Source organism: Leifsonia sp. 71-9 (genome assembly GCF_001898805.1).
Lineage (GTDB): Bacteria > Actinomycetota > Actinomycetes > Actinomycetales > Microbacteriaceae > Leifsonia.
Map to the genome: position 1 here is coordinate 143,694 of NZ_MKVJ01000022.1, position 23,058 is coordinate 166,751.

Annotated in this window: 21 protein-coding genes, 1 tRNA gene and 1 pseudogene; 13 read left to right on the forward strand and 10 right to left on the reverse strand. The window is 72.2% G+C overall.

The features are described 5' to 3' along the window. Positions 1-34: 34 nt before the first annotated feature. The 3 genes from BGO91_RS20760 to BGO91_RS20770 form a co-directional block, all read right to left on the reverse strand. Positions 35-1,291, reverse strand: coding sequence for an alpha-hydroxy acid oxidase (locus tag BGO91_RS20760; protein WP_290474636.1), 1,257 nt, complete (start codon positions 1,289-1,291; stop codon positions 35-37). A gap of 10 nt (positions 1,292-1,301) precedes the next feature. Further along, positions 1,302-2,051 (reverse strand): FCD domain-containing protein, encoded by a 750-nt coding sequence (locus BGO91_RS20765; protein WP_290474637.1) that lies wholly within the window; start codon positions 2,049-2,051, stop codon positions 1,302-1,304. A gap of 315 nt (positions 2,052-2,366) precedes the next feature. After that, positions 2,367-3,812 (reverse strand): MDR family MFS transporter, encoded by a 1,446-nt coding sequence (locus tag BGO91_RS20770; protein ID WP_290474638.1) that lies wholly within the window; start codon positions 3,810-3,812, stop codon positions 2,367-2,369. 94 nt (positions 3,813-3,906) lie between these two features. On the opposite strand from BGO91_RS20770, the gene BGO91_RS20775 reads away from it, so the two are divergent. From BGO91_RS20775 to BGO91_RS20800, 6 genes are read left to right on the forward strand one after another with little or no spacing between them, the layout of a single operon-like run. After that, positions 3,907-4,518: a helix-turn-helix domain-containing protein gene (locus tag BGO91_RS20775; protein WP_290474639.1), complete on the forward strand. Its 612-nt coding sequence runs from the start codon at positions 3,907-3,909 to the stop codon at positions 4,516-4,518. Further along, a complete protein-coding gene (locus BGO91_RS20780) occupies positions 4,515-5,792 on the forward strand; it encodes an MFS transporter (protein WP_290474640.1) in 1,278 nt (425 codons plus the stop codon). Before BGO91_RS20775 ends, BGO91_RS20780 begins: the two co-directional genes overlap by 4 nt. Positions 5,793-5,801: 9 nt before the next feature. Then, positions 5,802-9,563 carry an AAA family ATPase gene (locus BGO91_RS20785; protein ID WP_290474641.1) on the forward strand — a complete coding sequence of 1,254 codons (3,762 nt, stop codon included), beginning with the start codon at positions 5,802-5,804 and terminating at the stop codon, positions 9,561-9,563. A 29-nt stretch (positions 9,564-9,592) separates the two neighbouring features. Further along, positions 9,593-9,814, forward strand: coding sequence for an antitoxin (locus BGO91_RS20790; protein WP_290474642.1), 222 nt, complete (start codon positions 9,593-9,595; stop codon positions 9,812-9,814). Continuing rightward, positions 9,811-10,170 carry a type II toxin-antitoxin system PemK/MazF family toxin gene (locus BGO91_RS20795; RefSeq protein WP_290474643.1) on the forward strand — a complete coding sequence of 120 codons (360 nt, stop codon included), beginning with the start codon at positions 9,811-9,813 and terminating at the stop codon, positions 10,168-10,170. The genes BGO91_RS20790 and BGO91_RS20795 overlap by 4 nt, the downstream gene beginning before the upstream one ends. 20 nt (positions 10,171-10,190) lie before the next feature. Next, a complete protein-coding gene (locus tag BGO91_RS20800; RefSeq protein ID WP_290474644.1) occupies positions 10,191-10,376 on the forward strand; it encodes a hypothetical protein in 186 nt (61 codons plus the stop codon). Between the two features lie 18 nt (positions 10,377-10,394). On the opposite strand, the gene mscL is transcribed toward BGO91_RS20800, so the two are convergent. From mscL to BGO91_RS20815, 3 genes are read right to left on the reverse strand one after another with little or no spacing between them, the layout of a single operon-like run. Beyond that, positions 10,395-10,832, reverse strand: coding sequence for a large conductance mechanosensitive channel protein MscL (gene mscL, locus BGO91_RS20805; RefSeq protein ID WP_290474645.1), 438 nt, complete (start codon positions 10,830-10,832; stop codon positions 10,395-10,397). Between the two features lie 44 nt (positions 10,833-10,876). After that, on the reverse strand, positions 10,877-11,257 hold the full coding sequence (locus BGO91_RS20810; RefSeq protein WP_290474646.1) for an FmdB family zinc ribbon protein: 381 nt from the start codon (positions 11,255-11,257) through the stop codon (positions 10,877-10,879). A gap of 41 nt (positions 11,258-11,298) precedes the next feature. After that, positions 11,299-11,883 carry a 5-formyltetrahydrofolate cyclo-ligase gene (locus BGO91_RS20815; protein ID WP_290474647.1) on the reverse strand — a complete coding sequence of 195 codons (585 nt, stop codon included), beginning with the start codon at positions 11,881-11,883 and terminating at the stop codon, positions 11,299-11,301. A gap of 59 nt (positions 11,884-11,942) precedes the next feature. Here BGO91_RS20815 and galU point away from each other — a divergent pair, with 59 nt between their 5' ends. The 5 genes from galU (at position 11,943) to BGO91_RS20840 (ending at position 16,284) form a co-directional block, all read left to right on the forward strand. Beyond that, positions 11,943-12,896: a UTP--glucose-1-phosphate uridylyltransferase GalU gene (gene galU, locus BGO91_RS20820; protein WP_290474648.1), complete on the forward strand. Its 954-nt coding sequence runs from the start codon at positions 11,943-11,945 to the stop codon at positions 12,894-12,896. 60 nt (positions 12,897-12,956) lie between these two features. After that, a complete protein-coding gene (locus BGO91_RS20825; RefSeq protein WP_290474649.1) occupies positions 12,957-13,625 on the forward strand; it encodes a GNAT family protein in 669 nt (222 codons plus the stop codon). A gap of 54 nt (positions 13,626-13,679) precedes the next feature. Then, positions 13,680-14,765 (forward strand): hypothetical protein, encoded by a 1,086-nt coding sequence (locus BGO91_RS20830; protein ID WP_290474650.1) that lies wholly within the window; start codon positions 13,680-13,682, stop codon positions 14,763-14,765. A gap of 58 nt (positions 14,766-14,823) precedes the next feature. Next, positions 14,824-14,896: transfer RNA gene (locus BGO91_RS20835), tRNA-Ala, on the forward strand. A 161-nt stretch (positions 14,897-15,057) separates the two neighbouring features. After that, positions 15,058-16,284: an MFS transporter gene (locus BGO91_RS20840; RefSeq protein WP_290474651.1), complete on the forward strand. Its 1,227-nt coding sequence runs from the start codon at positions 15,058-15,060 to the stop codon at positions 16,282-16,284. A gap of 49 nt (positions 16,285-16,333) precedes the next feature. Here BGO91_RS20840 and BGO91_RS20845 read toward each other — a convergent pair whose 3' ends face one another. Together BGO91_RS20845 and BGO91_RS20850 are read right to left on the reverse strand one after the other, a co-directional pair. Then, a complete protein-coding gene (locus BGO91_RS20845; RefSeq protein ID WP_290474652.1) occupies positions 16,334-17,233 on the reverse strand; it encodes an AraC family transcriptional regulator in 900 nt (299 codons plus the stop codon). A 44-nt stretch (positions 17,234-17,277) separates the two neighbouring features. Continuing rightward, positions 17,278-17,877: a LysE/ArgO family amino acid transporter gene (locus BGO91_RS20850; protein ID WP_290474653.1), complete on the reverse strand. Its 600-nt coding sequence runs from the start codon at positions 17,875-17,877 to the stop codon at positions 17,278-17,280. Positions 17,878-17,949: 72 nt separating this feature from the next. Here BGO91_RS20850 and BGO91_RS20855 point away from each other — a divergent pair. Beyond that, positions 17,950-18,899: pseudogene (locus BGO91_RS20855) on the forward strand (LysR family transcriptional regulator ArgP). On the opposite strand, the gene BGO91_RS20860 reads toward BGO91_RS20855, so the two are convergent. After that, positions 18,838-21,708 carry an aminotransferase gene (locus BGO91_RS20860; RefSeq protein WP_290474655.1) on the reverse strand — a complete coding sequence of 957 codons (2,871 nt, stop codon included), beginning with the start codon at positions 21,706-21,708 and terminating at the stop codon, positions 18,838-18,840. The pseudogene BGO91_RS20855 and the gene BGO91_RS20860 sit on opposite strands and share 62 nt — an antisense overlap. A gap of 102 nt (positions 21,709-21,810) precedes the next feature. Between BGO91_RS20860 and BGO91_RS20865 the strand changes: the two genes are divergently transcribed. After that, positions 21,811-22,194, forward strand: a complete 384-nt coding sequence (locus tag BGO91_RS20865) for a DUF3054 domain-containing protein (RefSeq protein ID WP_290474656.1) — start codon at positions 21,811-21,813, stop codon at positions 22,192-22,194. An 82-nt stretch (positions 22,195-22,276) separates the two neighbouring features. Here the strand turns inward: BGO91_RS20865 and BGO91_RS22175 are convergent, their stop codons facing one another. Beyond that, entirely contained in the window at positions 22,277-23,053 is a 777-nt protein-coding gene (locus tag BGO91_RS22175; protein ID WP_366925304.1) for a DUF445 domain-containing protein, read from the reverse strand. Positions 23,054-23,058 lie beyond the last annotated feature (5 nt).

Below are 23,058 nucleotides of genomic sequence, written 5' to 3' on the forward strand. Positions count from 1 at the left end.
GCCGCGTCCGGAGGCACGGACGAGGGACGAGGGACTAGCCGACGTTCACCGGGCTCGTCGTGGCGACCGGCACCAGGCGCTGCAGCTGGGTGACGTGCGCCGGGGTCAGCTCGGCCAGCGACGAGACCTCGAGCAGCTGCATGGTGCGCACGATCTGGTCGGAGAGGATCTGGATGGTGCGGTCGACGCCCGCTCGGCCGCCCGCCATCAGCCCGTACAGGTAGGCGCGGCCGATGAGGGTGAACTTCGCGCCGAGCGCATACGCGGCGATGATGTCGGCGCCGTTCATGATGCCGGTGTCGATCGCGACCTCGGTGTGGTGGCCGACCTCCTGCACCACCTTCGGCAGCAGGTGGAACGGGATGGGCGCGCGGTCGAGCTGTCGGCCGCCGTGGTTGGAGAGCACGATGCCGTCGACGCCGAGGTCGACGAGCTTCTTCGAGTCCTCGACGTTCTGCACGCCCTTGATGACGATCTTCCCGGGGAAGAGGTCGCGGATGATGGCGAGATCCTCGAAGCTGATCGACGGGTCCATCGCCGCGTTGAGCAGGTCGCCGACGGTGCCGCCGGTGGACGACAGGGAGGCGAATTCGAGCTTCGGCGTGGTGAGGAAGTCGTACCACCACCACGGGCGCGGGATCGCGTTGACGATCGTGCCGAGCGTGAGCTGCGGCGGGATGGAGAAGCCGTTGCGCTTGTCACGCAGGCGCGCACCGGCGACGGGGGTGTCGACGGTGAAGAAGAGGGTGTCGAACTGCGCCGCCGCGGCACGGCGGACGAGCTCGTACGAGATCTCGCGCTCCCGCATCACATACAGCTGGAACCAGTTGCGGCCGGTTGGATTGGCGGCCTTCACGTTCTCGATCGACGTTGTGCCGAGCGTCGAGAGGGTGAAGGGGATGCCCGCGGCCCCGGCGGCTCCGGCTCCCGCGACCTCCCCCTCCGTCTGCATCAGGCGGGTGAAGCCGGTAGGGGCGATGCCGAACGGGAGGGCGGACGGGCCGCCCCAGATCTCGCACGACGTGTCGACGACGGAGACGTCGCGCAGGATCGACGGGTGGAACTCGATGTCCTGGAACGCCTGGCGGGCGCGGGCCAGCGACAGCTCGCCCTCCGCGGCGCCCTCGGTGTAGTCGAAGGCGGCCTTCGGGGTGCGGCGCTTCGCGATGCGCTGCAGGTCCTCGATGGTGAGGGCGCCCTGCAGGCGGCGCTTCTTGCCGTCCAGCTCGGGCTTCTTGAACTTCATCAGGTCGAGCAGTTCGGCGGGCTTGGGGACTTGGCGGGTGACCATGGGCGGCTGCCTATCTGGGTTCGTGGGCGGAGGAGGGGCGGAGGGAGGAGTCGTCGAGCGGGTCGGGGGAGGCGTCGCGGTAGTAGCCGCTGATGTGGTCGTGGATGCGGGTGCGCGCGGCCGTCGCATCGCCGGCGCCGATCGCGGCGACCACGTCGCGGTGCTCGGAGCGCAGCCGGGCCGCCATCGCCTCCCAGTCCGGGATGCGTGCGAGCCCGGCGATCACATAGCCCTCGATCGACGTGCGCAGGCCCGCCATCATCGCGGCCACCACCGCGTTGCCCGAGGCCTCGGCGAGGGCGAGGTGGAACTGCGCGTCGAGCGCGAGGAACTCCTGCGGCGCGAGGGAGGCGTCGTCCATCGCGTCGAGCAGCTGGCGGGCGTCGGCGAGATCGACGGTGGAGGGTCGCTCGGCGAGGTCCTCCGCGACGGCGGTCTCGAGCAGGAGGCGCGTGCGGACGACGTCGGCGACCGGGAACCCGCTCGCGGCGACCTGGAGACGCATGAGCGCCTGCATCCCGCCGACCGGCCGCGCGACGATGATCGCGCCCGAGGTCGGGCCCGACCCCGTCTGCGTGCGCACGAGGCCCATCGCCTCCAGCACCCGGATCGCCTCCCGGACGCTCGACCGCGCGACGCCGAGCTCGGCCGACAGCGCGCGCTCGGCGGGGAGGTGGTCGCCGGGGCGCAACCGGCCGTCGACGAGACGCGCCTCGATGTGGGCGAGCACGCCCTCCCACGCCCGCGGCTCCGCGGTCATCGCGCCTCCTGTGGTCAGACCATGTGGTCGGACCACAGTAGCACGCGCAGGCGTGCGGCCGCTGAGACGGCAGGCCGCCCCTGGGTTCTCCGGATAAATGTGCGCAAGCGGGCGAAACGCCGGAACTCCGGAGAGATGAGCGGCGCGGTGCGCGGAGTCGCCGGAGGAACGGCACGGGGCACCGCGAGTGGGGCGATCTCAGCAACGCCGGAAGCTGACCGCGGCTCGCCGCTCAGCTCGCCGGAACTCCGGAGAAGCGAGCCGGGGAAGCGTGAATCGCCCTAACTCCGAAGGTTTCAGCGAGCGAGCGCCGGGCTACTCGGCTGCGGGCGTCGGGCGGCGCAGCTCGACGTCTTCGACGCGGGAGCGCGGCATGGCGATGCCGGCGACGATCGTGAAGGCTGCGGCGATCGCGACGGCGACGAAGACGGCGGTGGAGGCCGCCTGCACGGTGCCGGGGTCCTTGGCGCCGCCCGCGGAGGAGGCGATGATGCCGTTCGCGATCGCGCCGAACAGTGCGACGCCGACCGAGCTGCCGATGGAGCGCGAGAACATGTTCGTGCCGGTGACCACGCCGCGCTCGTTCCAGGCGACGCTCGACTGCGCGGCGATCAGCGTGGGCGTCGCGACCAGGCCCATCCCGAGCCCGACGACGAAGCAGCTCATCGCGACGAACGCGACGCTCGGGTGCACCGAGGTGACGGCCAGCGCGATCGCGCCCACGATGGCGATGGAGGTGCCGAGCAGGGCGGTGCTGCGGAAGCCGATGCGCAGGTAGAAGCGTCCCGAGAGGCTGGCGGCGATCGGCCAGCCGATCGTGAGGGCGGCGACCGCGAGGCCGGCGATCAGCGGCGAGGCGCCGGTCGTCGACTCGAGGTAGGTCGGCACGTACGAGGTGAGTCCGATCAGGATGGCGCCGATCCCGAGCGAGATGAGGGTCGTGGTCACGAGCAGCCGGCGCGAGAACACCCAGAGCGGCAGGATCGGCTCGGCGGCCCGGCGCTCCACGAGGAGGAAGGCGATCAGCAGCAGGCCGCCGAGCACGAACGCGCCGATGCTCCAGGCCGAGCCCCACGCCCAGGCCTGGCCGCCTTCGAGCACGGCGAGGATGAGGAGGCTCATCCCGAGCGTCAGCAGCGTGGCGCCCGCGTAGTCGATGCGGTGCGGGCGGCGCTCGACGTTCTCGTGGAAGTTGCGCGCGAGCATCCACGCGGCCAGGAGGCAAAGAGGGATGTTGACGAAGAAGATCCAGCGCCACGAGGTGAACTGCGAGAACACGCCGCCCAGGGTCGGGCCGACGACCGAGGAGATCGCCCACACGCTCGCGAGGTAGCCCTGGACCTTGGCGCGCTCGGCGATCGTGTAGATGTCGCCGGCGATGGTGATCGCGATCGGCTGGATGGCGCCGGCGCCGAGACCCTGGATGACGCGGAACGCGATGAGCGCGGGCATCGACCAGGCGACGCCGCAGAGGATGGATCCGACCAGGAAGAGCCCGATGCCGATGAGCACGAGCGGCTTGCGCCCGACGGTGTCGGCGAGCTTCGCGTAGACGGGGACGGAGACGGCCTGCGCCAGCAGGTACACCGAGAACAGCCAGGGGAACTGCGAGAACCCGCCCAGGTCGGACACGATCGAGGGCACGGCCGTCGCGAGGATCGTCGAGTCGATCGCGACCAGCCCGGTGGTGAGCATGAGCGCGATGAGGACGGGGCCGCGCTCGGAGCGGAAGCCGACGCTGGCACGGGTTGGTTGGTTCACACGTGTGAACAACGTCTCGCGCCCTGAGCCATTCCCGGATGCGGCGCGAAAGCCCGGCTTGACGTGAAAGAAAAGGGCGCGGACAATCTGAAACATGGCTTTCAGACCGCCCGAGCGCCGCACCGTCACCGACCCGCGCGCCCTCCGCGCGCTCGCGCATCCCCTGCGCCTGGCGCTCCTCGACCACCTCATGACGTTCGGCCCGCGCACCGCCAGCGAGTGCGCCGAGATCGTCGGCTCGACCCCGTCGAACTGCAGCTACCACCTGCGCGCCCTGGCCCGGTTCGGGCTGGTGGAGGCGGTGGAGGCCGAGGACGGGCGGGAGCGGCCCTGGCAGTCCACGGCGACGGGGCTCACGTTCGGCCGCACCGAGGACCCGGGCTTCCGCCTCGGGGAGGACACCGCGGAGCGGCTGCTCGCCGATCGCCAGATCGACGACGAGGCCGCCCTCGCGCACCGGGCCGTCGCTCAGCGCGACGACCAGCCCGAGGAGTGGCGCGACGCCTCCCTGCTCACCGGGTACGCCCTCCGGCTCACCCCCGCAGAGCTGAAGGATCTCGCCGCGAAGCTGGATACCCTCATCCGCCCCTACATCGGCCTGACCCGCGCCGACGCCCCCGAGGGCGCCGACGTCGTCGCCCTGCACCTCAGCGCGTTCCGCCACCCGGACGCGCAGCGGGCGAGCGGCGCGGGGGAGTCGTCGTGACCTCCCGCTCCCCGCTGCTTCGTCGCGATTACGCGCTGATCTGGTCGGCGGGCCTGGTCTCCGACACCGGCGACTGGCTGCTGATGATCGCGCTGCCCCTGTTCGCCTTCGGTGCGACGGGCTCGGCGCTCGGCGCCTCCACCGTCTTCCTGGTGGAGCTCGTGCCGATGCTCCTGCTCGGCACCTTCCTCGGAGTGCTCGTCGACCGCTGGGATCGCCGCCGCACGATCATCGTCACGGCGCTGCTGCAGGCCCTCGCACTGCTCCCGCTGCTGGTGGCCTCAGCCGACCGCATGTGGATCGTCTATACGGTGGCCGCGGTGGAGGCCGTGCTCGGCGCGGTCATCAACCCCGCCCGTCAGGCGCTGGTCCCGAGCCTGGTCGAGCCCGACCAGCTCGCGCGCGGCAACGCGCTCATCGCCGTGAGCGACAGCATCGCCCGGCTGGTCGGCTCCCCGCTCGGCGGCATCGCATTCGCCGCGGGCGGCCTGCCCGGCGTCGTCGTGGCCGACGCGGCGACCTTCCTCGTGACCGCCGGTCTCGTCGCGGCGATGCGGAGGCATCCCGTGCCCGTGGCGGGGGAGGCCGAGGCCCCGGCGATCGTCGCCGAACGCCGGCTCCTGCACGAGTGGGCGGAAGGGCTCCGCCTGATCGGCCGCTCGGGGACCCTGCGAACCCTCGCAGCCATCGCCGCCCTCGGCAGCGTCTCGCAGGGCCTCTTCCTGGTCCTCTTCATCGTCTACGTCACGCAGGATCTCGGCGCGGGGGATGCCGGGGTCGGCCTCCTGCGCGGCGTGCAGGCGATCGGCGGGGTGCTCGGCGGCCTCCTGTCCGGGATGCTCGTGCGCCGCCTGAGCCCGCGGATGCTGGTGGGCGGCGGCTACCTCGTCTTCGGCCTCCTGTCCCTCCTCACCTGGAACCTCGCCCCGTTCACCACCGCCCTCGGGGTCTACGCGGGACTGTTCATCGCGATGGGCATCCCGGCCGTCGCCACGGCGACCGGCGAGATCACCCTGGTGCAGACCGGGACCCCGCCGCACGCGCTCGGCCGCGTCATCGCCGCGATGACCACGGTCTCGGGAGCGGCCCAGGGCGTCGGCCTGCTCGCCGGCGGCCTGCTCGCGGAGCGGTTCGACGTGGTGGCCATCCTCGACGGTCAGGCCGCGCTGTACCTCCTGTGCGGCGTCGTCGCCGTGCTGGCGCTGCGTCCCCCGCCCCCCGTATTGCCGCGAAACCCGCCCGGGTTGCGGGATGTTTCCGGGATTCGCACGTAGGGTGTCCGTGTGTGGCGACTGGATAGGAAGAACGAGGACGACCTGGTCGGGTCCGGCCTCGCGGACGACGACGCCCTGCATCCGGTCGCGAACTCGACCGCTCCGCATCAGTTGAGCCTGGGGGATCCGTCCCTCGTCGCCGGCAACATCGCCGACCCGGTCCGCAAGCGGTGGCAGGACGAGATCGCGTCCATCGGCGGCGTCTCGCCCCTCCTGCACTTCGAGGACAGCCCCCGTGCACGCATCGAGCTGAGCACGACGCACCCGGGCGGCCTGCCGCAGTTCATCACCGGCAAGAGCACGCTGCTGTCGAGCCTGATCCGCGACGAGCTCGCGCTGCGCACCGCCCGCGCAGCCGCGAACGCGATCACGACGAAGGGCATCGAGCTGCGCACGGTGCGCGGCATCGAGTCGGTGCACCTGGCGATCGGCCTGGCGCAGTGGCGGCACGGCGGCGACGAGCTGACCGCGCCCATCCTGCTGCGCCCGCTGGCGATCCGCCGCTACGGCCGCGACTTCGAGCTGAAGCTGAAGGGCCAGCCGTTCCTCAACCCGGAGCTGTCGCGCGCGCTCGCGGAGCAGTTCCAGATCACCCTCGACGCGGACGCGTTCGTCGCGCTCGCGCTCAACAACGGCGTCTTCAAGCCGCAGCCCGTCATCGACCGGCTGCGCGGCCTCACCTCGCACCTGCCCTGGTTCAACGTGCAGCCGCGCCTGGTCGTGTCGTCGTTCGCCGACGTCGCCCCCGCGCTGCGGGCGGAGGCCGAGGACCTCGACACGACGCTGCTGAACGCCCTCGCGGGCAACCCGTCGGCGCGCACCACCATCGAGAGCGCCTTCAACCCGGTGGAGCAGATCCGCCAGGACGAGCGGCCGCCCGCGACCGACACCCTCCTGCTCGACGCGGACGAGGAGCAGGAGACGGTGGTCGCGCAGATCGCCGCCGGCAACTCGCTCGTCGTCAAGACCCTCCCCGGTACGGGCGGCACGCAGACCGTCGTGAATGCGATCGGCGCGCTCGTGGCGCAGCACAAGCGCGTGCTCGTGGTGAGCCCGCGCCGCTCCAGCCTCGACGACATCGCCCAGCGCCTCACCCGCGTCGGCCTGCCCGGGCTGGCGGTGACCCCGCGCACGCTGCGCCGCGATCTCATCCAGTCGATCGGCCGCAACGAGAAGGCCACGCAGCCCCGCGTCACCGACGTCGACGAGGCGCTCGTGCGCCTGCGCAAGGTGCTGCTCGACTACCGCTCCGCCCTCGGCCGCCGCGACCCCGTGCTGAAGGTGTCGGTGCTGGATGCGCTGCGGGAGCTCTCGCGCCTCGCGCTCCTGCCGTCGCCGCCGTCGACCACGGCCCGCCTCGGCCGCACCTCCATCGAGGCGCTCGCCACCGACCGCGACGCCGCCTCCGACGCTCTCATCCGCGCCGCCCGGCTCGGCGAGTTCCGCTACGGCCCGAACGACTCGCCCTGGTACGGCGCGTCGTTCACCACGACCGAGGAGGGCAAGGCCGCCCACGACCTCGCCAAGAAGCTCAACCGCGCCGAGCTGCCGCGCCTGATCGACCGGGCTCGAGCCCTCATCGGCCAGACCAGGATGCGCCCGTTCGAGTCGATCGCCGAGCTCGGCGTGTACCTGCGCCTGCTGCTCGACATCCGCGAGACGCTCGACCGCTTCACGCCCGCCGTGTTCGACCGCTCGCTCGCCGAGCTGATCGCGGCCACCGCCTCCCGCCGCGAGTCCGCCACGATGACGAGCGCGAACCGCCGCCGTCTGCGCAAGCTGGCGCTCGAGTACGTGCGCCCGGGCGTGCACGTCACCGACCTCAACGAGAGCCTGCGCCGCATCCAGCAGCAGCGCATCCTGTGGAACCGGTTCGCCGTCGCCGGCGTGGTCCCGGAGGTGCCGGTCGGCATCGCCGACGTGCAGGTCGCCTACCAGCGCGTCGCGGAGGACCTCGCCCGCCTCGACATCCCGCTGCGCCGCACGGGCACGCCGCAGTCGCTCGCGGCCCTGCCGATCGAGGTGCTCACGCGCCAGATCGCCGGGCTCGCCGCCGAATCAGAAGTGCTCGCCAACCTGCAGGAGCGCACCGCCCTGCTCGGCCAGCTGCGCGACCTCGATCTCGACCCGCTCATCCAGGACCTCTCGGTGCGCCACGTGCCCGAGTCGCAGGTCAGCGCCGAGCTCGAGCTCGCCTGGTGGCAGTCGGTGCTGGAGTCGCTGCTCGCGGCCGACCGCGCCCTGCTGAGCGCCAACACCAGCGTGCTCGACCGGCTGGAGGCCGACTTCCGCCTGGTCGACGAGGCGCACGCCTCCGCGACCGGCAAGCAGCTCGCATGGCTGCTCGCCGAGACCTGGAAGATCGGCATCGTCGACTGGCCGGAGGAGGCCACCGCGCTCAAGCGGCTGCTCAAGTCGGGTCAGCCGACGGCCGCCGCCCTCGACGCCGCCGCGCCGCACCTGTCGCGCCCGCTCGCACCCGTGTGGCTGATCTCGCCGTACGAGGTGCCCGAGCTCGGCTCCGACCTGCCGTTCGACGCGGTCGTGCTCGTCGACGCGGGTGCGTCGACGCTCGCCGAGAACATCCCGGTGCTCCGCCGCGCGAAGCAGCTGGTCGCGTTCGGCGACCCCGTCACCCAGACCCCGTCGCGCTTCGACATCGGCGTGCACGAGTACGGCACCTCGTTCGAGGGCGTCCTGGAGGACGTGGATGCGATGCACGCGGACTCCGCGCTCGCCCGCCTCGCCGAGCTGCTCCCCGTCTACACGCTCAAGCGCAGCTACCGCGCCGGCGGCGAAGACCTCGCCGAGCTCGTCAACCGCCGCTTCTACGGCGGGATGATCGATTCGCTGCCCTGGGCGGGCACCTACCTCGGCCACGGCAGCCTCGCGCTGCACTACGTGACCGGCGGCCAGGGCATGCCCGACAGCGACACCGGAGCGGTGGAGAGCACCGACGCCGAGGTCGCCAAGGTGGTGGAGCTGGTCCTCCAGCACGCCATCGAGCGCCCGCGCGAGTCCCTCATGGTCATCTCGGCGAGCGACCGCCACGCTGTGCGGGTCAACCAGGCCGTGCTCGCGGCGTTCGCCAAGCGCACCGACCTCGCCGACTTCATCCTCGGCGACCGGGCGGAGCCGTTCACCGTCGTCACGCTCGACCAGTCCGTCGGCCAGAGCCGCGACCGCGTCATCTTCTCCATCGGCTACGGGCGCACGCCGCACGGGCGCCTGCTCTCGAACTTCGGCGCCCTCGCCGAGCCGGGCGGCGACCGCCTGCTCGCGATCGGCATGACCCGCGCCCGCCGCGGCATGGACATCGTCTCCTGCTTCAAGCCGGACGACATCGACGAGTCCCGGATGCGTCACGGCATCGCCGCGCTCGCCCAGGTGCTGGGGGAGGCCGACGACATCCAGGCGGCGGCGCCCGAGCACCTGAGCCCCGACGCGGACCCGATGATCATCGACCTCGCCAAGCGCCTCGCCCGCCGCGGACTCGACGTGCACCTCGGCTACCGCGGCAAGCTCACGCTGATCGCCTCGCACGAGGGCCGTGCCGTCGTGGTCGAGACCGACGAGGACGTGAACACCGGCAGCCTGCGCGAGTCGCTGCGCCTGCGCCCGGACGTGCTCCGCCGCCTCGGCTGGCACTACCTCCGCGTGCACAGCTTCGAGCTCTTCGCCGACCCCGACGCGGTCGCGGTGCGCATCGCCCGCCTCATCGGCGCGGGCGAACCGGGCACCGAGACGGCGCCCATCACCATCCCCGCCTGAGCGCGATGCCACCGTGGTAGCATCGCGGTATGACCAAGCTGAGCGTGAGCCTCTCCGAGGATGATGTCGCGTACCTCGACACGGTCGCTGCCGACTTCGCGGGCAACCGGTCGGCAGCGATCCACCGGTTGATCCGCCTCAAGCGGGAACTCGACGCTCAGGGCGCGTACGAGCAGGCGTACGACGAGTGGGAGGCGTCCGGGGAGCAGGAGCTCTGGGACCAGACAGCAGGGGACGGCTTGGACGCGTGAGACGCGGGGAGGTCTACGACGTTCAGCTGGACCCGGTCGTCGACGGGGAGGCAGGGCGGCTGCGACCGTGCATCATCGTGAGCAACGAAGGCGTCAACGCCGTGGTCACGCGCCGCGGTCGTGGCGCGCTCACCTTCGTGCCGCTGACGTCCAACGTGACGATCGTCCACGAGTTCCAGGTGTTGGTCGGCGACCCGGACGACATCACGGCGATGGGACTCGACCGCGCCTCGAAGATCCAGGCCGAGCAGGTGCGCACGCTCGGGCGCGGGTGGATCGGCCGCTATCGCGGGCAGACGCCGGCCTGGATCATGCACCAGGTCGACGACGCCCTCCGCTTCCATCTCTCCCTGTGACCGGCGGCTACGCTGGAGGGATGACCGAGAGCACTCCCGAGCGCCCGCCTGCGCGCCGTCACCGGCGCGTGCAGCGAGCGGGGGCTCCCGGTGCGGATCCGACGCCGCAGGTGCGCGTGGAGACCGCTCAGGAGGACACCGACCATGCGCCGTCGTTCTCGTCGAACGACGAGCAGCTGCGGCGGGACGTCCCGCCGCACTACTGAGGCGCGCCGCGGCCCGGGTCAGACCTGCGGGTCGGAGTGCTTGCCGGTCGCCTGCGGCGGCGACTGCTGGGCCTGCAGGATGTCGCGGATCTCGGTGAGCAGGTCCAGGTCGGTGACGGGCGCGTCGGGCTCGACGACGCCTTTCTTGCGGAGGCGCTCGGCGCGCTCCTTGACGAGGTTCAGCGGGTATACGAAGACGAAGTAGACGACGGCCGCGACGATGACGAAGCTGATGATCGCCCCGACGACGGCGCCGAACTTGATGGTCGAGTCGCCGATCTTGACGGTGAGGGCGTTGTCCAGGCTGTCGGCCTGGAAGATCGCACTGATGATCGGGTTGAAGATGTTGCCGACGATCGAGTTCACGACCGCGGTGAATGCGGCGCCGATGACGACGGCGACCGCCAGATCGATCACGTTTCCGCGGAGGATGAACTCTTTGAAGCCTTTGATCACGATCGATCCTTTCGCCAGGGGTGGTGCGCGGGTGGGGTCGGAGCTCAGGAGCCGGAGCCGCCGGAGGACGAGCCGCCCGACGAGGAACCGCCGGACGACGAACCGCCGGACGACGAACCGCCGGACGACGAGCCGCCCGACGACGAGCCGCCCGACGACGAGCCGCCCGACGACGACGAACCCGACGACGAGCCCCCCGTGGACGAGCCGCCGGACGACGAGCCGCCCGACACTCCCGAACTCTTCGTACCACGCGAGTCGGTCCGGTAGAACCCGGAGCCGTTGAAGGTCACGCCCACGGCCCCGAAGACCTTGCGCAGCTGGCCGCCGCAGTTCGGGCAGACCGTGAGCGCGTCGTCGGTGAACGCCTGCTGGATGTCGAAGGCGTGGCCGCAGTCGCGGCAGGCATAGGAGTAGGTGGGCATCAGGCTCCGCTTATTTCACGTGCGTCGGTCGGTCGGGTGTGTCAGGTGAACTGGAGGATGCGCGTCGGGGTGACGACGCCGTCGACGGGCTGGTCGTGGCGCTCGCGCGGGACCTCGTCCACGAGCTCGCCGTCGAAGAGGACGGCGTACACAGGGGGACATTTTTCCATGCTCCCGAGCGTCTTGTCGAAATAGCCGCGCCCCCAGCCCATCCGCATGCCCGAGGCGTCGACCGCCGCGGCCGGCACGAGGATGAGGTCGACGTCGTTGATCGCGATCGGGCCGAGCAGCTCGCCGACGGCCTCCGGCATCCCGAACAGCCCCTCCGTCTCGGTCTCGCCGTCGCCGGTCGTCCAGTCGAGCAGGCCGTCCTCGCGGGAGATCGGGAGGAGCACTCGCAGTCCCTGCGCGTGCGCCCAGTTGAGGAACGGGCGCGTGTCCGGCTCGATGGTGGTGGAGAGGAAGCAGGCGACCGATCGCACGTTCAGGTCGGTCGTGAGATCGACGAGATGGCGGGTGAGACCGGCGGTCGCGCTCGCGCGCTCCGTGGTGGTGAGGTTCTGTCGCCGCTCCCGCAGTTCGGCGCGCAAGGCGCGTTTGCGGTGGGCGGCAGTATCCGGGTCCATAGCGCAATCCTAGAAGATGGGGCCCTGACCCCGGAGGAAATGCGGATACTGTAGGCGGCATGGCTAACCACGTCACCAAAGCTGTCATTCCGGCGGCGGGCCTCGGCACCCGCTTCCTTCCCGCCACCAAGGCGATGCCGAAGGAGATGCTGCCCGTCGTCGACAAGCCGGCCATCCAGTACGTCGTCGAGGAGGCCGTCGACGCCGGCCTGCACGACGTCCTCATGATCACGGGTCGCAACAAGAACGCGCTCGAGAACCACTTCGACCGCAACGCCGAGCTCGAGGACACCCTGCGGGCCAAGGGCGACACCGATCGCCTCGAGAAGGTCAACTACTCCACCGCCCTCGCCGACATGCACTACGTGCGCCAGGGCGACCCCAAGGGCCTCGGCCACGCCGTCCTGCGCGCGAAGATGCACGTCGGTCGCGAGCCGTTCGCCGTGCTGCTCGGCGACGACATCATCGACTCCCGCGACACGCTGCTGAAGCGGATGCTCGAGGTCCAGTTCGAGCTCAACACCACGGTGATCGCGCTCATGGAGGTCGACCCCGACAGCATCCACCTGTACGGCGCCGCCGCGGTGGAGCCGACGGACGAGGACGACGTCGTGCGCATCACCGGTCTGGTGGAGAAGCCGGACAAGAAGGACGCCCCCTCCAACTACGCCATCATCGGCCGCTACATCCTGCGCCCCGAGGTCTTCGACGTGCTCGAGCGCACGGAGCCGGGCCGCGGCAACGAGATCCAGCTCACCGACGCCCTGCAGTCGATGGCGCACGCGCCGGACTGGACCGGCGGCGTCTACGGCGTCGTCTTCCGCGGCCGCCGCTACGACACGGGCGACCGGCTCGACTACATCAAGGCCATCGTGCAGCTCGCCGCCGACCGCGAGGACCTCGGCCCCGACCTGCGCCCCTGGCTGAAGGAGTTCGCCAAGGGTCTCGACGACACCCCGGACGAGGTCATCGAGGAGATGCCGGCCGAGCCCGTCGGCGAGCCCATCGCCTAGCCGCCGCTCGAACGCACCCACTGCAGAACGCAACTGCACAGCAGCCCGCACGAAGGAGAGATGCCCGTGGCGATCGTCGTCCCCACCCTCGGTGAGGGGCCGGTGGGATTGCGCCCCATCCGGCTGCGCGACGCCCGCGCGCTCGAACGCTCCCTGCTCGACAACCGGGGGTGGCTGCGGCAGTGGGAGGCGACCAGCCCCTACGCGCCGGGCTCGTTCGACACGCGTGCCAGCATCCGCTCGCTGCTCTCGAACGCGCGGGCCGGGCACGGCCTCCCGTTCATCGTGGAGTACGAGGGCACGCTCGCCGGGCAGCTGAACGTCTCGTCGATCGCCTACGGGTCGCTCTCGAGCGCGACGATCGGCTACTGGGTGGCGCAGGAGTTCGCCGGCCGCGACATCACGCCGACCGCGGTCGCGCTCGCGACCGACTACTGCTTCTACCAGCTGGGCCTGCACCGGATGGAGATCTGCATCCGGCCCGAGAACAAGCCCAGTCTGCGCGTGGTCGAGAAGCTCGGCTTCCGTTACGAGGGCCTGCGCCGCCGCTACATCCACATCAACGGCGACTGGCGCGACCACTTCTGCTTCGGCCTCGTCTCGGAGGAGCTGACGCAGGGGGTGCTGCGCCGTTGGCGCGACGGCGCCGTCCCCCCGGACGCCGCGACGGTCACCGCCGAGGACGTCGCGGCGGCCGCGCTGCCCCTCCCGGTCGCCCGGATCCGCTGAGACACACCCACCGACTGCCCCGGCCGCGCGGGTGCCGCCCCGTAGCGTAGAGACATGAACGGGGATGTGATGGGCGGAGGGGTCGTCGTCGCGATCGCGGCGGTGCTCTGGCTCGCCTATCTGGTCCCGGTCTGGCTGCGCCGCCGCGAATACATCGCCACCGAGCGCAACGCCGTCCGGCTGCAGCAGACCCTGCGCATCCTCGCCGAGACCAGCGAGCTGCCGGACGAGGTGCGCATGGAGGCCACCGCCCGCACGGTCGCCGAGCAGCAGCGCGTGCTGCGCCGGGCCGAGCAGCGCCAGCTCGTCGAGGCGCGTGCGGAGGCCGCGGCCCACGCCCGCCGGGAGCACGCCATCGCCGAAGAGCGCCGCATCGCCGCCGAGGAGGCCGAGCGCGCCGCGACCGCCGCCATCGCCGTCGAGCGCGCCTCCCGCGCCGCAGCGGCCCAGCGTGCGCGCGCCATCGCGACGGCCGAGAGCCGCCGCCCCGCCCTCTCCCCGCAGCGTCGCCGCCGTCTGCGCCGCGCCCGGGCCCTCAGCACGCTCGTCCTCGTCGCCGGAGTGATCGGCGTGATCGCCGGCACCGGCGTCATGCTCTCCACCGGCGCCTGGATCGTCCCTGCCCTGTCCGCGGCCGTGTCCGTCGCGGCCCTCGGGATGCTCGGCCGCCTCGCGCAGCCGCAGGAGGCTCCGGCCGTGCCGGCGCGCGCCGTGACCATCCCGGCCGCGCCCGCCCTCTACGACGACGCGCAGCACGACCTGCCCGTGCAGGAGCGCCTGCGCCAGAGCTGGACCCCGCGTCCGCTCCCCAAGCCCCTCCACCTCTCGCCCGGGACCGTCGCGGCCGCCGCCATGGCGTCCGTGGATGCGGCGACCGAGCTGCGCCGCGCCGCCGCCCGCGCCGACTTCGACCGCAAGGCCTCGGAGATCGCGCCGGCCGCGCCCGTCGCCCCTCCGGTGCCCCTGCGCCCGGTCGCGGTGGCCGAGACGCCCGCCGCCTCCGTCCCGCGCATCGCCGCGGCCGCTCCCGGCCCGGAGCCCATCCCGAGCCGCTACGCGAGCATGGGCATCGTCGGCGACGCGTCCGACGGCACCATCGACCTCGACGCGGTGCTCCGCCGCCGCCGGGCCGCGAGCTGAGCGGTGCTCGATTTCAACTCGGCACGGATGGGGTGCTAGGCTTTCAGAGCAGTTCCCCGGGGCTATGGCGCAGTTGGTAGCGCGCTTCGTTCGCATCGAAGAGGTCAGGAGTTCGAATCTCCTTAGCTCCACCGGAAAGCACCAGAAGGGCCGCTCGAGAGAGCGGCCCTTCTGCTTGTTCGGGCTGTTTCTTCGGCTCGTCCCGCCCGAGCCCACCGCATCCCGGACGCAGAGTCATCCCTTCCGGACGACCGATCAGGTGCACGCCGCGCCGCGCCGTCACGATGGTGGGATGACACTCAGCGACACCGCTCCGACCTCTCCGACCGCCGCCGTGCCCGCCCAGGGATCCGGGGGCGGCGGCGAGACCGCCCGCTGGGGCGGCGTCGTCGCGCTGCTCGTCGGCGTGTTCGTGCTGGTGACCAGTGAGTTCCTCCCGGCCAGCCTGCTGCCGTCGATGGCGGCGGAGTTCGGGGTGACCGAGGGCGTGGCCGGTCAGGTGGTGACCGCGACCGCTCTGGTGGGCGTGATCGCCGGCCCGGCGACCGCCCTGGTGTTCCCGCGGCTCGACCGGCGGCGCCTCCTGATCGGGCTGCTCGTCCTGGCGCTGGCGGCCAACCTGGTGACCGCGATCGCGCCGGCCTTCTGGATCGTCGTGATCGCCCGCATCGCGCTGGGCATGGCGATCTCGGGCACGTGGTCGATGGCGCTCGCGGTCTCGGCGCACCTGGTGCCGCCGCGGCACCTCGGCCGGGCGATGATGGTCGTCAACACCGGCGTGTCCGCGGCCACGGTGGCGGCGGTGCCGCTGGGAGCGCTGATCAGTTCGCTCGCCGGATGGCGGGTGGTCTTCTTCGCCGTCGCGGGCGCCACCGTGATCGCGATCGTCGTGATGGCGATCGTGATGCCGTCCGTCCCGGCCGCCGCGGCCACCGGCCTGCGGGCGCTGGTCGCCACCATCCGCTCGAAGGCGATGATCGTCGGGCTCGTCGGCGTGCTGCTGATCGTCGCGGGTCACTTCGCGAGCTTCACCTACATCCGTCCCGCGGCCGAGAGCGTCTCGGGACTGGGGGCCGGGGGGATCGCGATCCTGCTCGCCGTCTACGGCGTGGGCGGCCTGATCGGCAACCTGGTGACCGGCTCGGTGGTCGACAAGCGCCTCGCGACCACTCTCGTCGTGCTGCCGACCATCCTGGGCGCGGCCGTCATCTTCTTCTCGTTCTCGACCGGTTCCGTGGTGTTCGCGTTCATCGCGGCGGCCGTCTGGGGCATGGCGTTCGGCGGCGTGCCGACCATGGCGCAGACCTGGTCGGCCCGGGTGGAGCCGGAGCGGATGGAGAGCGCGGGCGGTCTGACCGTCGCGACGTTCCAGCTCGGCATCTCGACCGGCGCGGTCGTCGGCGGCGTGCTGATCGACGCGACGAGCGTGGGCGTGGTGTTCGTGGCGGGCGGGATCTCGGCCGTGCTGGGCGGACTGCTCATCGCCTCCACCCGGCGCTGGTTCCCGCGCCGGGGCTGACGGGCCGACCGGCTGCGGCTGACCGGCTGCGGCTGACCGGCGGGAAGCCTCAGGCGGTCGCGGCCAGCCGCCGCCACGCGGACGGGTTCGTCCCGGTGTGGCGGCGGAAGGCGCGGCTGAACGCGGCCTCCGAGCCGTAGCCGAGCGACACCGCGGTCTGGGCGATGCTGACGCGGTCGTCGGCGAGCAGGGACTTGGCCCGCTCCATCCGCACGCGCAGCACGTACCGGGCCGGCGGCTCCCCGACGACGGTGTGGAAGCGCTCGGCGAACGCGGTGCGGGAGGTGGCGGCCACGCGGGCGAGACGCTCGAGCGTCCACGCGCCTCCCGGATCGTCCCGGATGGCGTCGACCGCGCGGGCGATGTGCGGGTCGCTCGCGGGCAGCAGCCAGCCGTCCGGCGCGCAGCCGTTCTCGACCCACGCGCGCACCGCCGAGGCGGCGAGCACGCTCACGAGCCGCCCGGCGAACGCGCACGACGCGGGACGCGCGCTGGCGACCTCGGCGACGAGCGCCTCCGCGAGCGCGTTGAGGTGCGCATCCCGCCGCAGCAGCTGGCACGCGATGAGCGCGTCGGGCAGCGCGCGGGCGAGGGGATGCTCGGTGCCGGCGGCGAGGCGCAGCGAGCCGGCGACGATCTCCGTGTCTTCGCGCGCGTGGATGCGGTACGAGGTCGGCCGGGTGCGGAGCACGAAGTCCCCGCCGCGCAGCCGGGTGGTGTCGCCGTCCGTGCGTAGGTCGAGGTCGCCGCTCAGCACTAGGAAGAAGGGCACCTCGCGCACGTTCCCGCCGATCGCCTCCCCGGCGGAGAGCCGGTGCCGGGCGAAGTCCACGAGCGTCCAGTCCATCGCCGCGAGCATCTGCTCCAGCATCCGGGCCGTGCGTTCGGTGAGCGCGCCGGAGGCCACGGGGGCGGGGGCGACGGGGGCGTCCGTTTCGATGATGCTCACGAGAGGCGCAACCGTCGCGGCGGCCGGGGGATTCCCGTTGGTCGTCACACGACCAGGAGCACCGCCAGCACGACCATCAGGACCGCGATCCCGGCATCCAGGATCCGCCACGACATCGGACGAGCGAAGAGCGGGGCGGCGAAGCGGGCGCCGAAGCCGAGCACGCCGAACCAGAGGAGGCTCGCGGTCGCGGCCCCCGCACCGAAGACCCAGCGGCCGGGATCGCCGTGGTCGGCCGAGAGGGAGCCGAGCAGCAGCACCGTGTCGAGGTACACGTGCGGGTTGAGCCAGGTGATCGCCAGACACATCCCGACCGTCGCCAGGAGCGAGGGGGCGACGCCGGATGCCGCCGTGAGCGCCGACGGCTTCAGAGCGCGCCGGGCGGCGAACACGGCGTAGCCGAGCAGGAACGCGAAGCCGACCCAGCGCACGATCTCGAGGGCGAGGGGAGCGGCCTTCACGAGCGCCCCGATCCCGGCGACGCCGGCCGCGATCAGGAGCGCGTCGCTGAGGACGCAGATCGTGACGACGGGGAGCACGTGCTCGCGGCGCAGCCCCTGGCGCAGCACGAACGCGTTCTGCGCGCCGATGGCGACGATGAGGGAGGCGCCGGAGCCGAGGCCGGTGAGGAAGATCGCGAACACGGATCGACCTTATGGGCCGAACGCGTGTTCAGTACAGCTTGCTTTTCTTACGAAGCATTAGCATCGCTGTTGATGGATGCCAATACCGAGCAGCTGAGGACCCTCGCGGCCGTGATCGACCACGGCACGTTCGAGCGCGCCGCCGCGGCGCTGCACGTGACGCCGTCGGCGGTCAGCCAGCGGGTGAAGGCGCTGGAGGAGCAGGCCGGCCGGGTGCTCGTCCGCCGCAGCAAGCCGATCGAGCCGACGGAGGCCGGGCGCGTGCTGCTCCGCCTCGCCCGGCAGGTGGCGCTGCTGGAGGCGGAGGCCGCGGCCGAACTGGATGCGGCGGGCGGGGCCGCGACGATCATCCCGCTGGTCGTCAACGCCGACTCGCTGGCGACGTGGGTGCTGCCGGCGCTCGCGAGCCTCCCGGGCCTGGTCTTCGACCTCACCCTCGACGATCAGGAGCACACGCTGGACCGGCTGCGCGACGGGACGGCGATGGCCGCGATCGGCTCGGACCCCGAACCGGTGCAGGGCTGCACGGTCTCGCCGCTCGGCGCGATGGTCTACCGCCCGGTCGCGAGCCCCGCGTTCGTCGAGCGCTGGGCGCCCGAGGGGTGGGGTCCTGCGACGGCAGCCCGTGCGCCCATGCTGGTGTTCGACCGCAAGGATGCCCTCCAGGACCGCTATCTGGACCGCTTCGCGCCCGGAGCGCGCCCGCCGCGCCAGTACGTGCCCGCCTCGACCGAGTTCGTGCGCGCGGCCGAGCTCGGCCTCGGCTGGGGGATGCTGCCCGACCTCCAGACCGCCGGGCACCTCGCCGACGGCCGGCTGATCGTGCTCGACGAGACGGGGGAGGAGGCGGTCGCCCTGCACTGGCACCAGTGGTCCATGCGGTCGGCGGCGCTCACCGCTGTGGCCGGCGCCATCGCGGCGCGGGCGGCGGCGGAGCTGCGGACGCCGAGCCGGTCGTGACTACAGTGTCGCCAGCACGAGGTCGAGCGCGTCCGCGAAGCGGTCCGCACTTTCGCGCGTGATGCAGAGCGGCGGCTTGATCTTCAGCACGTTCTTGAAGTCACCGGTGGGCTGCACGATGGCGCCCTCGGCGAGCATCCGATCGCAGACGAGGCTCGCCTCTGCGGTGGCCGGGGTCATGTCGGCACGATCGAGCACCAGCTCGACGCCCAGGTAGAGCCCCATCCCGTGCACGGCACCGACGACCGGGTGGCGGTCGCCGAGCGCGCGCAGCCGGTCGGCGAGGTGGTCGCCGACGGTGACCGCATTCTCCTGCAGACGCTCGTCGCGCATGACGTCGAGCACCGTGAGCCCGACGACGGAGCTGACCGGGCTGCCGCCGGCGGACGAGAAGAACGAGCCCTCCGCCGCGAACGACTCCGCGATCTCCCGGCGGGTGATCACCGCGCCGAGCGGCTGGCCGTTGCCGACCGCCTTGGCGATCGTGATGACGTCCGGGACGACCCCCTGCTGCTGCGAGCCCCAGAAGTAGTGACCGAGACGGCCGAAGCCGACCTGCACCTCGTCGGCGATGCAGACGCCCCCGCGCGCGCGGATGCGCTCGTAGACCCCGGCGAGGTAGCCGTCGGGCAGCATGAGGCCGCCCGCGTTGCCGAACACAGGCTCGGCGATGTACCCGGCGACCTCGACGCCGTCCGCCTCCAGCGCCGCCAGGTCGTCGTCGAGATCGGCGAGGTAGGCCGCCGCCGAGTCGGGGCCGCGGTGCGTCCCGCGCAACGAGTTCGGCGCGGCGACGAGCTTGACCCAGTCGGGCCGCGTCTCGAGCGCGCGCGGGTTGTCACCCAGCGACGAGGAGACGGAGTCCGAGCCGACCGTCCAGCCGTGGTACGCCTCCTTCACGGCGAGCACGGTGCGGCGGCCGGTGTGGGTCTGCGCCAGCCGCAGCGCCAGGTCGACCGCCTCGCTGCCGGAGTTGACCAGGAAGACGGTGTCGAGCCCCTCCGGAGCCAGCTCGGCCAGGCGCTCGGTGTAGCGCGAGAGCTCCTCGTAGTGGAAGCGGGAGTTGGTGTTGAGACGCGCCCACTGGTCGCGGACCGCCTCCACGAGCCGCGGGTGGCCGTGGCCGATCTGCGTCACGTTGTTCACCATGTCGAGGTAGCTTTGCGCGCCCGTGTCGAAGAGGTGGTGCCGCCAGCCGCGCTCGATGAGCGGGGGATGGGCGAAGTAGTGCTCCTGGACCCGCGCGAACGTGTCGTCGCGGCGGGCGAGCGCCCCGGCCGGATCCGGGGTGGACGCGGTGACGTCGAGCCCGAAGAGGTCGGACGGGTCGGGGGAGACGGCCGTCCACAGCGCGAACGGCGCGATGGGGGTGACGAACGCCGGCGGACGCGGACCGCCGGTGCGATCGAGTTGCGCCGTGAGCCGGATCGTCGTGCCGATCTCCTCGCCGGCCGTGACCGTCGTGGTCGTCAACGGACGGGTCAGGCCGTCCAGCCACAGGTCCACGCCGTCGCCGCGGAGCGCCCAGGCGCCCTCGACCAGCGACAGCTCGCCCGCGAACGGGGCGAGCACGGGGACACCCGAGGGGGCGTCGAAGGTGACGCCGAGGGCGATGGTGGCCGTGGCGTCGGAGCGGTCGCGCACCGCGCGGGTGAGCCGGGCCTCCCCGTAGCGGGTGATCGCGTGACCGGCCTCGCGGCAGACCCGCGCCAGCACCTCGTCCTCGGCGGACGCCGTGGTCCACGCGCCGGCATCCTGATCGCGGCCGAGCACCGACAGATCGGCGAGGTTGGCGGGCGTGCTCTCGACGGCGATCAGCCGGCCGAGCCGGGGGAGCGGGCGGCTGTCGGCGAGACGGTGGCGGAGGAGCGCCTCCAGCTCGTCGGCGTCGATGCGGCGGGCGACGTCGAAGGCCAGCCACTCGTGGGCGCGATTCTCGTCGGCGTAGCGGTTGTCGCCATCCAGCGCCACCTGCTGCTCGCCGCTGACGACGAGCACGGCGCCGCGGAGCACGACCAGCGGCCAGAGCGCGGCCAGGTCGGCGTCGTCGAGCGGCGAGCGCTCGTGGAACGCGGCTACCACGTCGAGGACCGCTGCGATCGGCTCCTCCGGCACGTGGTGCAGCACGCTCGTGACGGTGGCGGCGAGGTCGCCGGCGAGCCAGCCGTCCGCGACGTCGCCGAAGTCGATGACGCCCGGACCGGTCTCCCCGAGCACGATGTTGTCGTCGGTCACGTCGCCGTGCGTCGCCTGGACGCGCAGGCGCGAGCGCAGCGGCTCGAGCCGGGCGAGCGCGGTGTCGGCGGCGGCGCGGACGACGCGGCGCTTGGCGGGCTGCTCCACGTGGTCGAGCAGGAGGTCGACGACCTCCCCGCCGATCCGCGAATCCCACTGCGTCGAGCGGTCGAGTCCGGGGTGCCGCAGACCGGCCAGACCCGCGGCGATGCCGCCGGCGAGGGCGCCGAGGGTGCGCAGCTGATCGGTGCTGGGGCGGGCGACGTCGGTGAGCGGCTCCCCGTCGAGGAAGGTCAGGACGCGGGCGTGCAGGTCGACGCCGCGCACGTCGACCGCGACCAGCTCCTCGCCGTCGATCGTGCGGACCACCGCGGGCACGCGGATGCCCGAATCGGCGAGGGCCGCGAGCGCGGCGTTCTGTGCGAGCAGCTCGTCGGCCGTGAACACCGGGTTCGCGATCTTGAGCACATAGCGGGCGTCGCCGGTGTCGATGAGGAAGTTGCGATCCTGCTGGCTGCCGAGCTCGGTGACCGTGCCGTCCAGGCCGAATCGCCCGGACGCGATGGCGCCGGCGTCGCTCGGCGTGATGTCCGGTCGGGGAAGCGATGGCTGGTCGAGGAAGGCGAAGTTCGGCACGGATGCTCCAGGGCTCGTCGGCGGGCTGACGCCAGTCTAGTGAAGGGGTCGGCGCGCTCAGCACCCAGCGAATGCACGGGGATCGGCGCGTAGCATCGACGCGTGAAACCCTGGAGGTCGGCCCTCGTGGCATTCGTCGTCGACGTCGCCTTCGTGCTGATCTTCGTGCTGGTCGGGCGCCGCAGCCACGGCGAGACGGCCGGGTTCACCGGGCTCATGACCACGCTCTGGCCGTTCCTCGTCGCGCTGATCGCCGGCTGGCTGGTGACCTGGGCCTGGCGCCGTCCCTTCGCCGTGGTGTGGCCCGGCATCCCGATCTGGTTGATGACGGTCGCGCTCGGGATGCTCATCCGCACCTCCGCGGGGCAGGGCGTGCAGCCGAGCTTCATCGCCGTCGCGTTCGTGGTGCTCGGCGTCTTCCTCGTCGGCTGGCGGCTCGTCGCGATGCCGTTCCTCCGCCGCCGCGCGCTGCGCTGCACCGCCTGACGGCCCCGCACATTCGTGCCGAATGTAGCGAATAGCGCCGCCATTCACGACATTCGGCACGAATCGCGCAGCGCGAGAACGGTCAGCGGACCGCGGCGGCGATGAGGGTGGCGACAGTGTAGATCGCGAGGCCCGCGAGGGCGCCGACGACGGTGCCGTTGATCCGGATGAACTGCAGGTCGCGCCCGACCTGCGTCTCGATCTTGTCGGTCGTCTCGGCCGCATCCCACCCGCGCACGGTCTCGCTGATGACCCCGGCGATGTCGTGCCGGTAGGCGGTCACGAGGTGCAGGGCGGCATCGGTGATCCTGGCATTGAGGGAGGCGCGGAGCGCCGGGTCGGCGGCGACGCGACGGGCGGCGTCGGCGAGGGCGATCTCGGCACGGTTGCGCAGCTCGCTCTCCGGGTCCGACAGGGCGCCGACCGCGGCGTTCCGGGCGGCCTCCCACGCCGAAGCGGCGAGCTCCCGGATGCGTGGGTCGTCGAAGGCGCGCTCCTTGGCGCCCTCCAGTCGGGCGATCGTGTCCGGGTCGTGCTGCAGCCGGTCGGCGAGCTGGCCGAGCGCGTCGTCGATCGCGTGCCGCATCCGGTGTTCGGGGTCCCGTCGCACATCGCCGAGGAAGCGCCGTGCCTCCGCGTGCAGCCGGTCGTCCACCATCCGGTCGACGAACGACGGAACCCAGGAGGGCAGCCGGCGCGAGACGAGGGTGGCGAAGGCGTCGGGATGGCCGGCGAGCCACTCGTCCACCCGGTCCAGCACCAGGTCGACGACCTCGCGCTGCCCGCCGGAGGCGAGCACCTTCTCGCCCAGCCGGCCGAGCGGCGGGCCCCATTCCGGCTCGATGAGGTGCGTCCGCACGACCG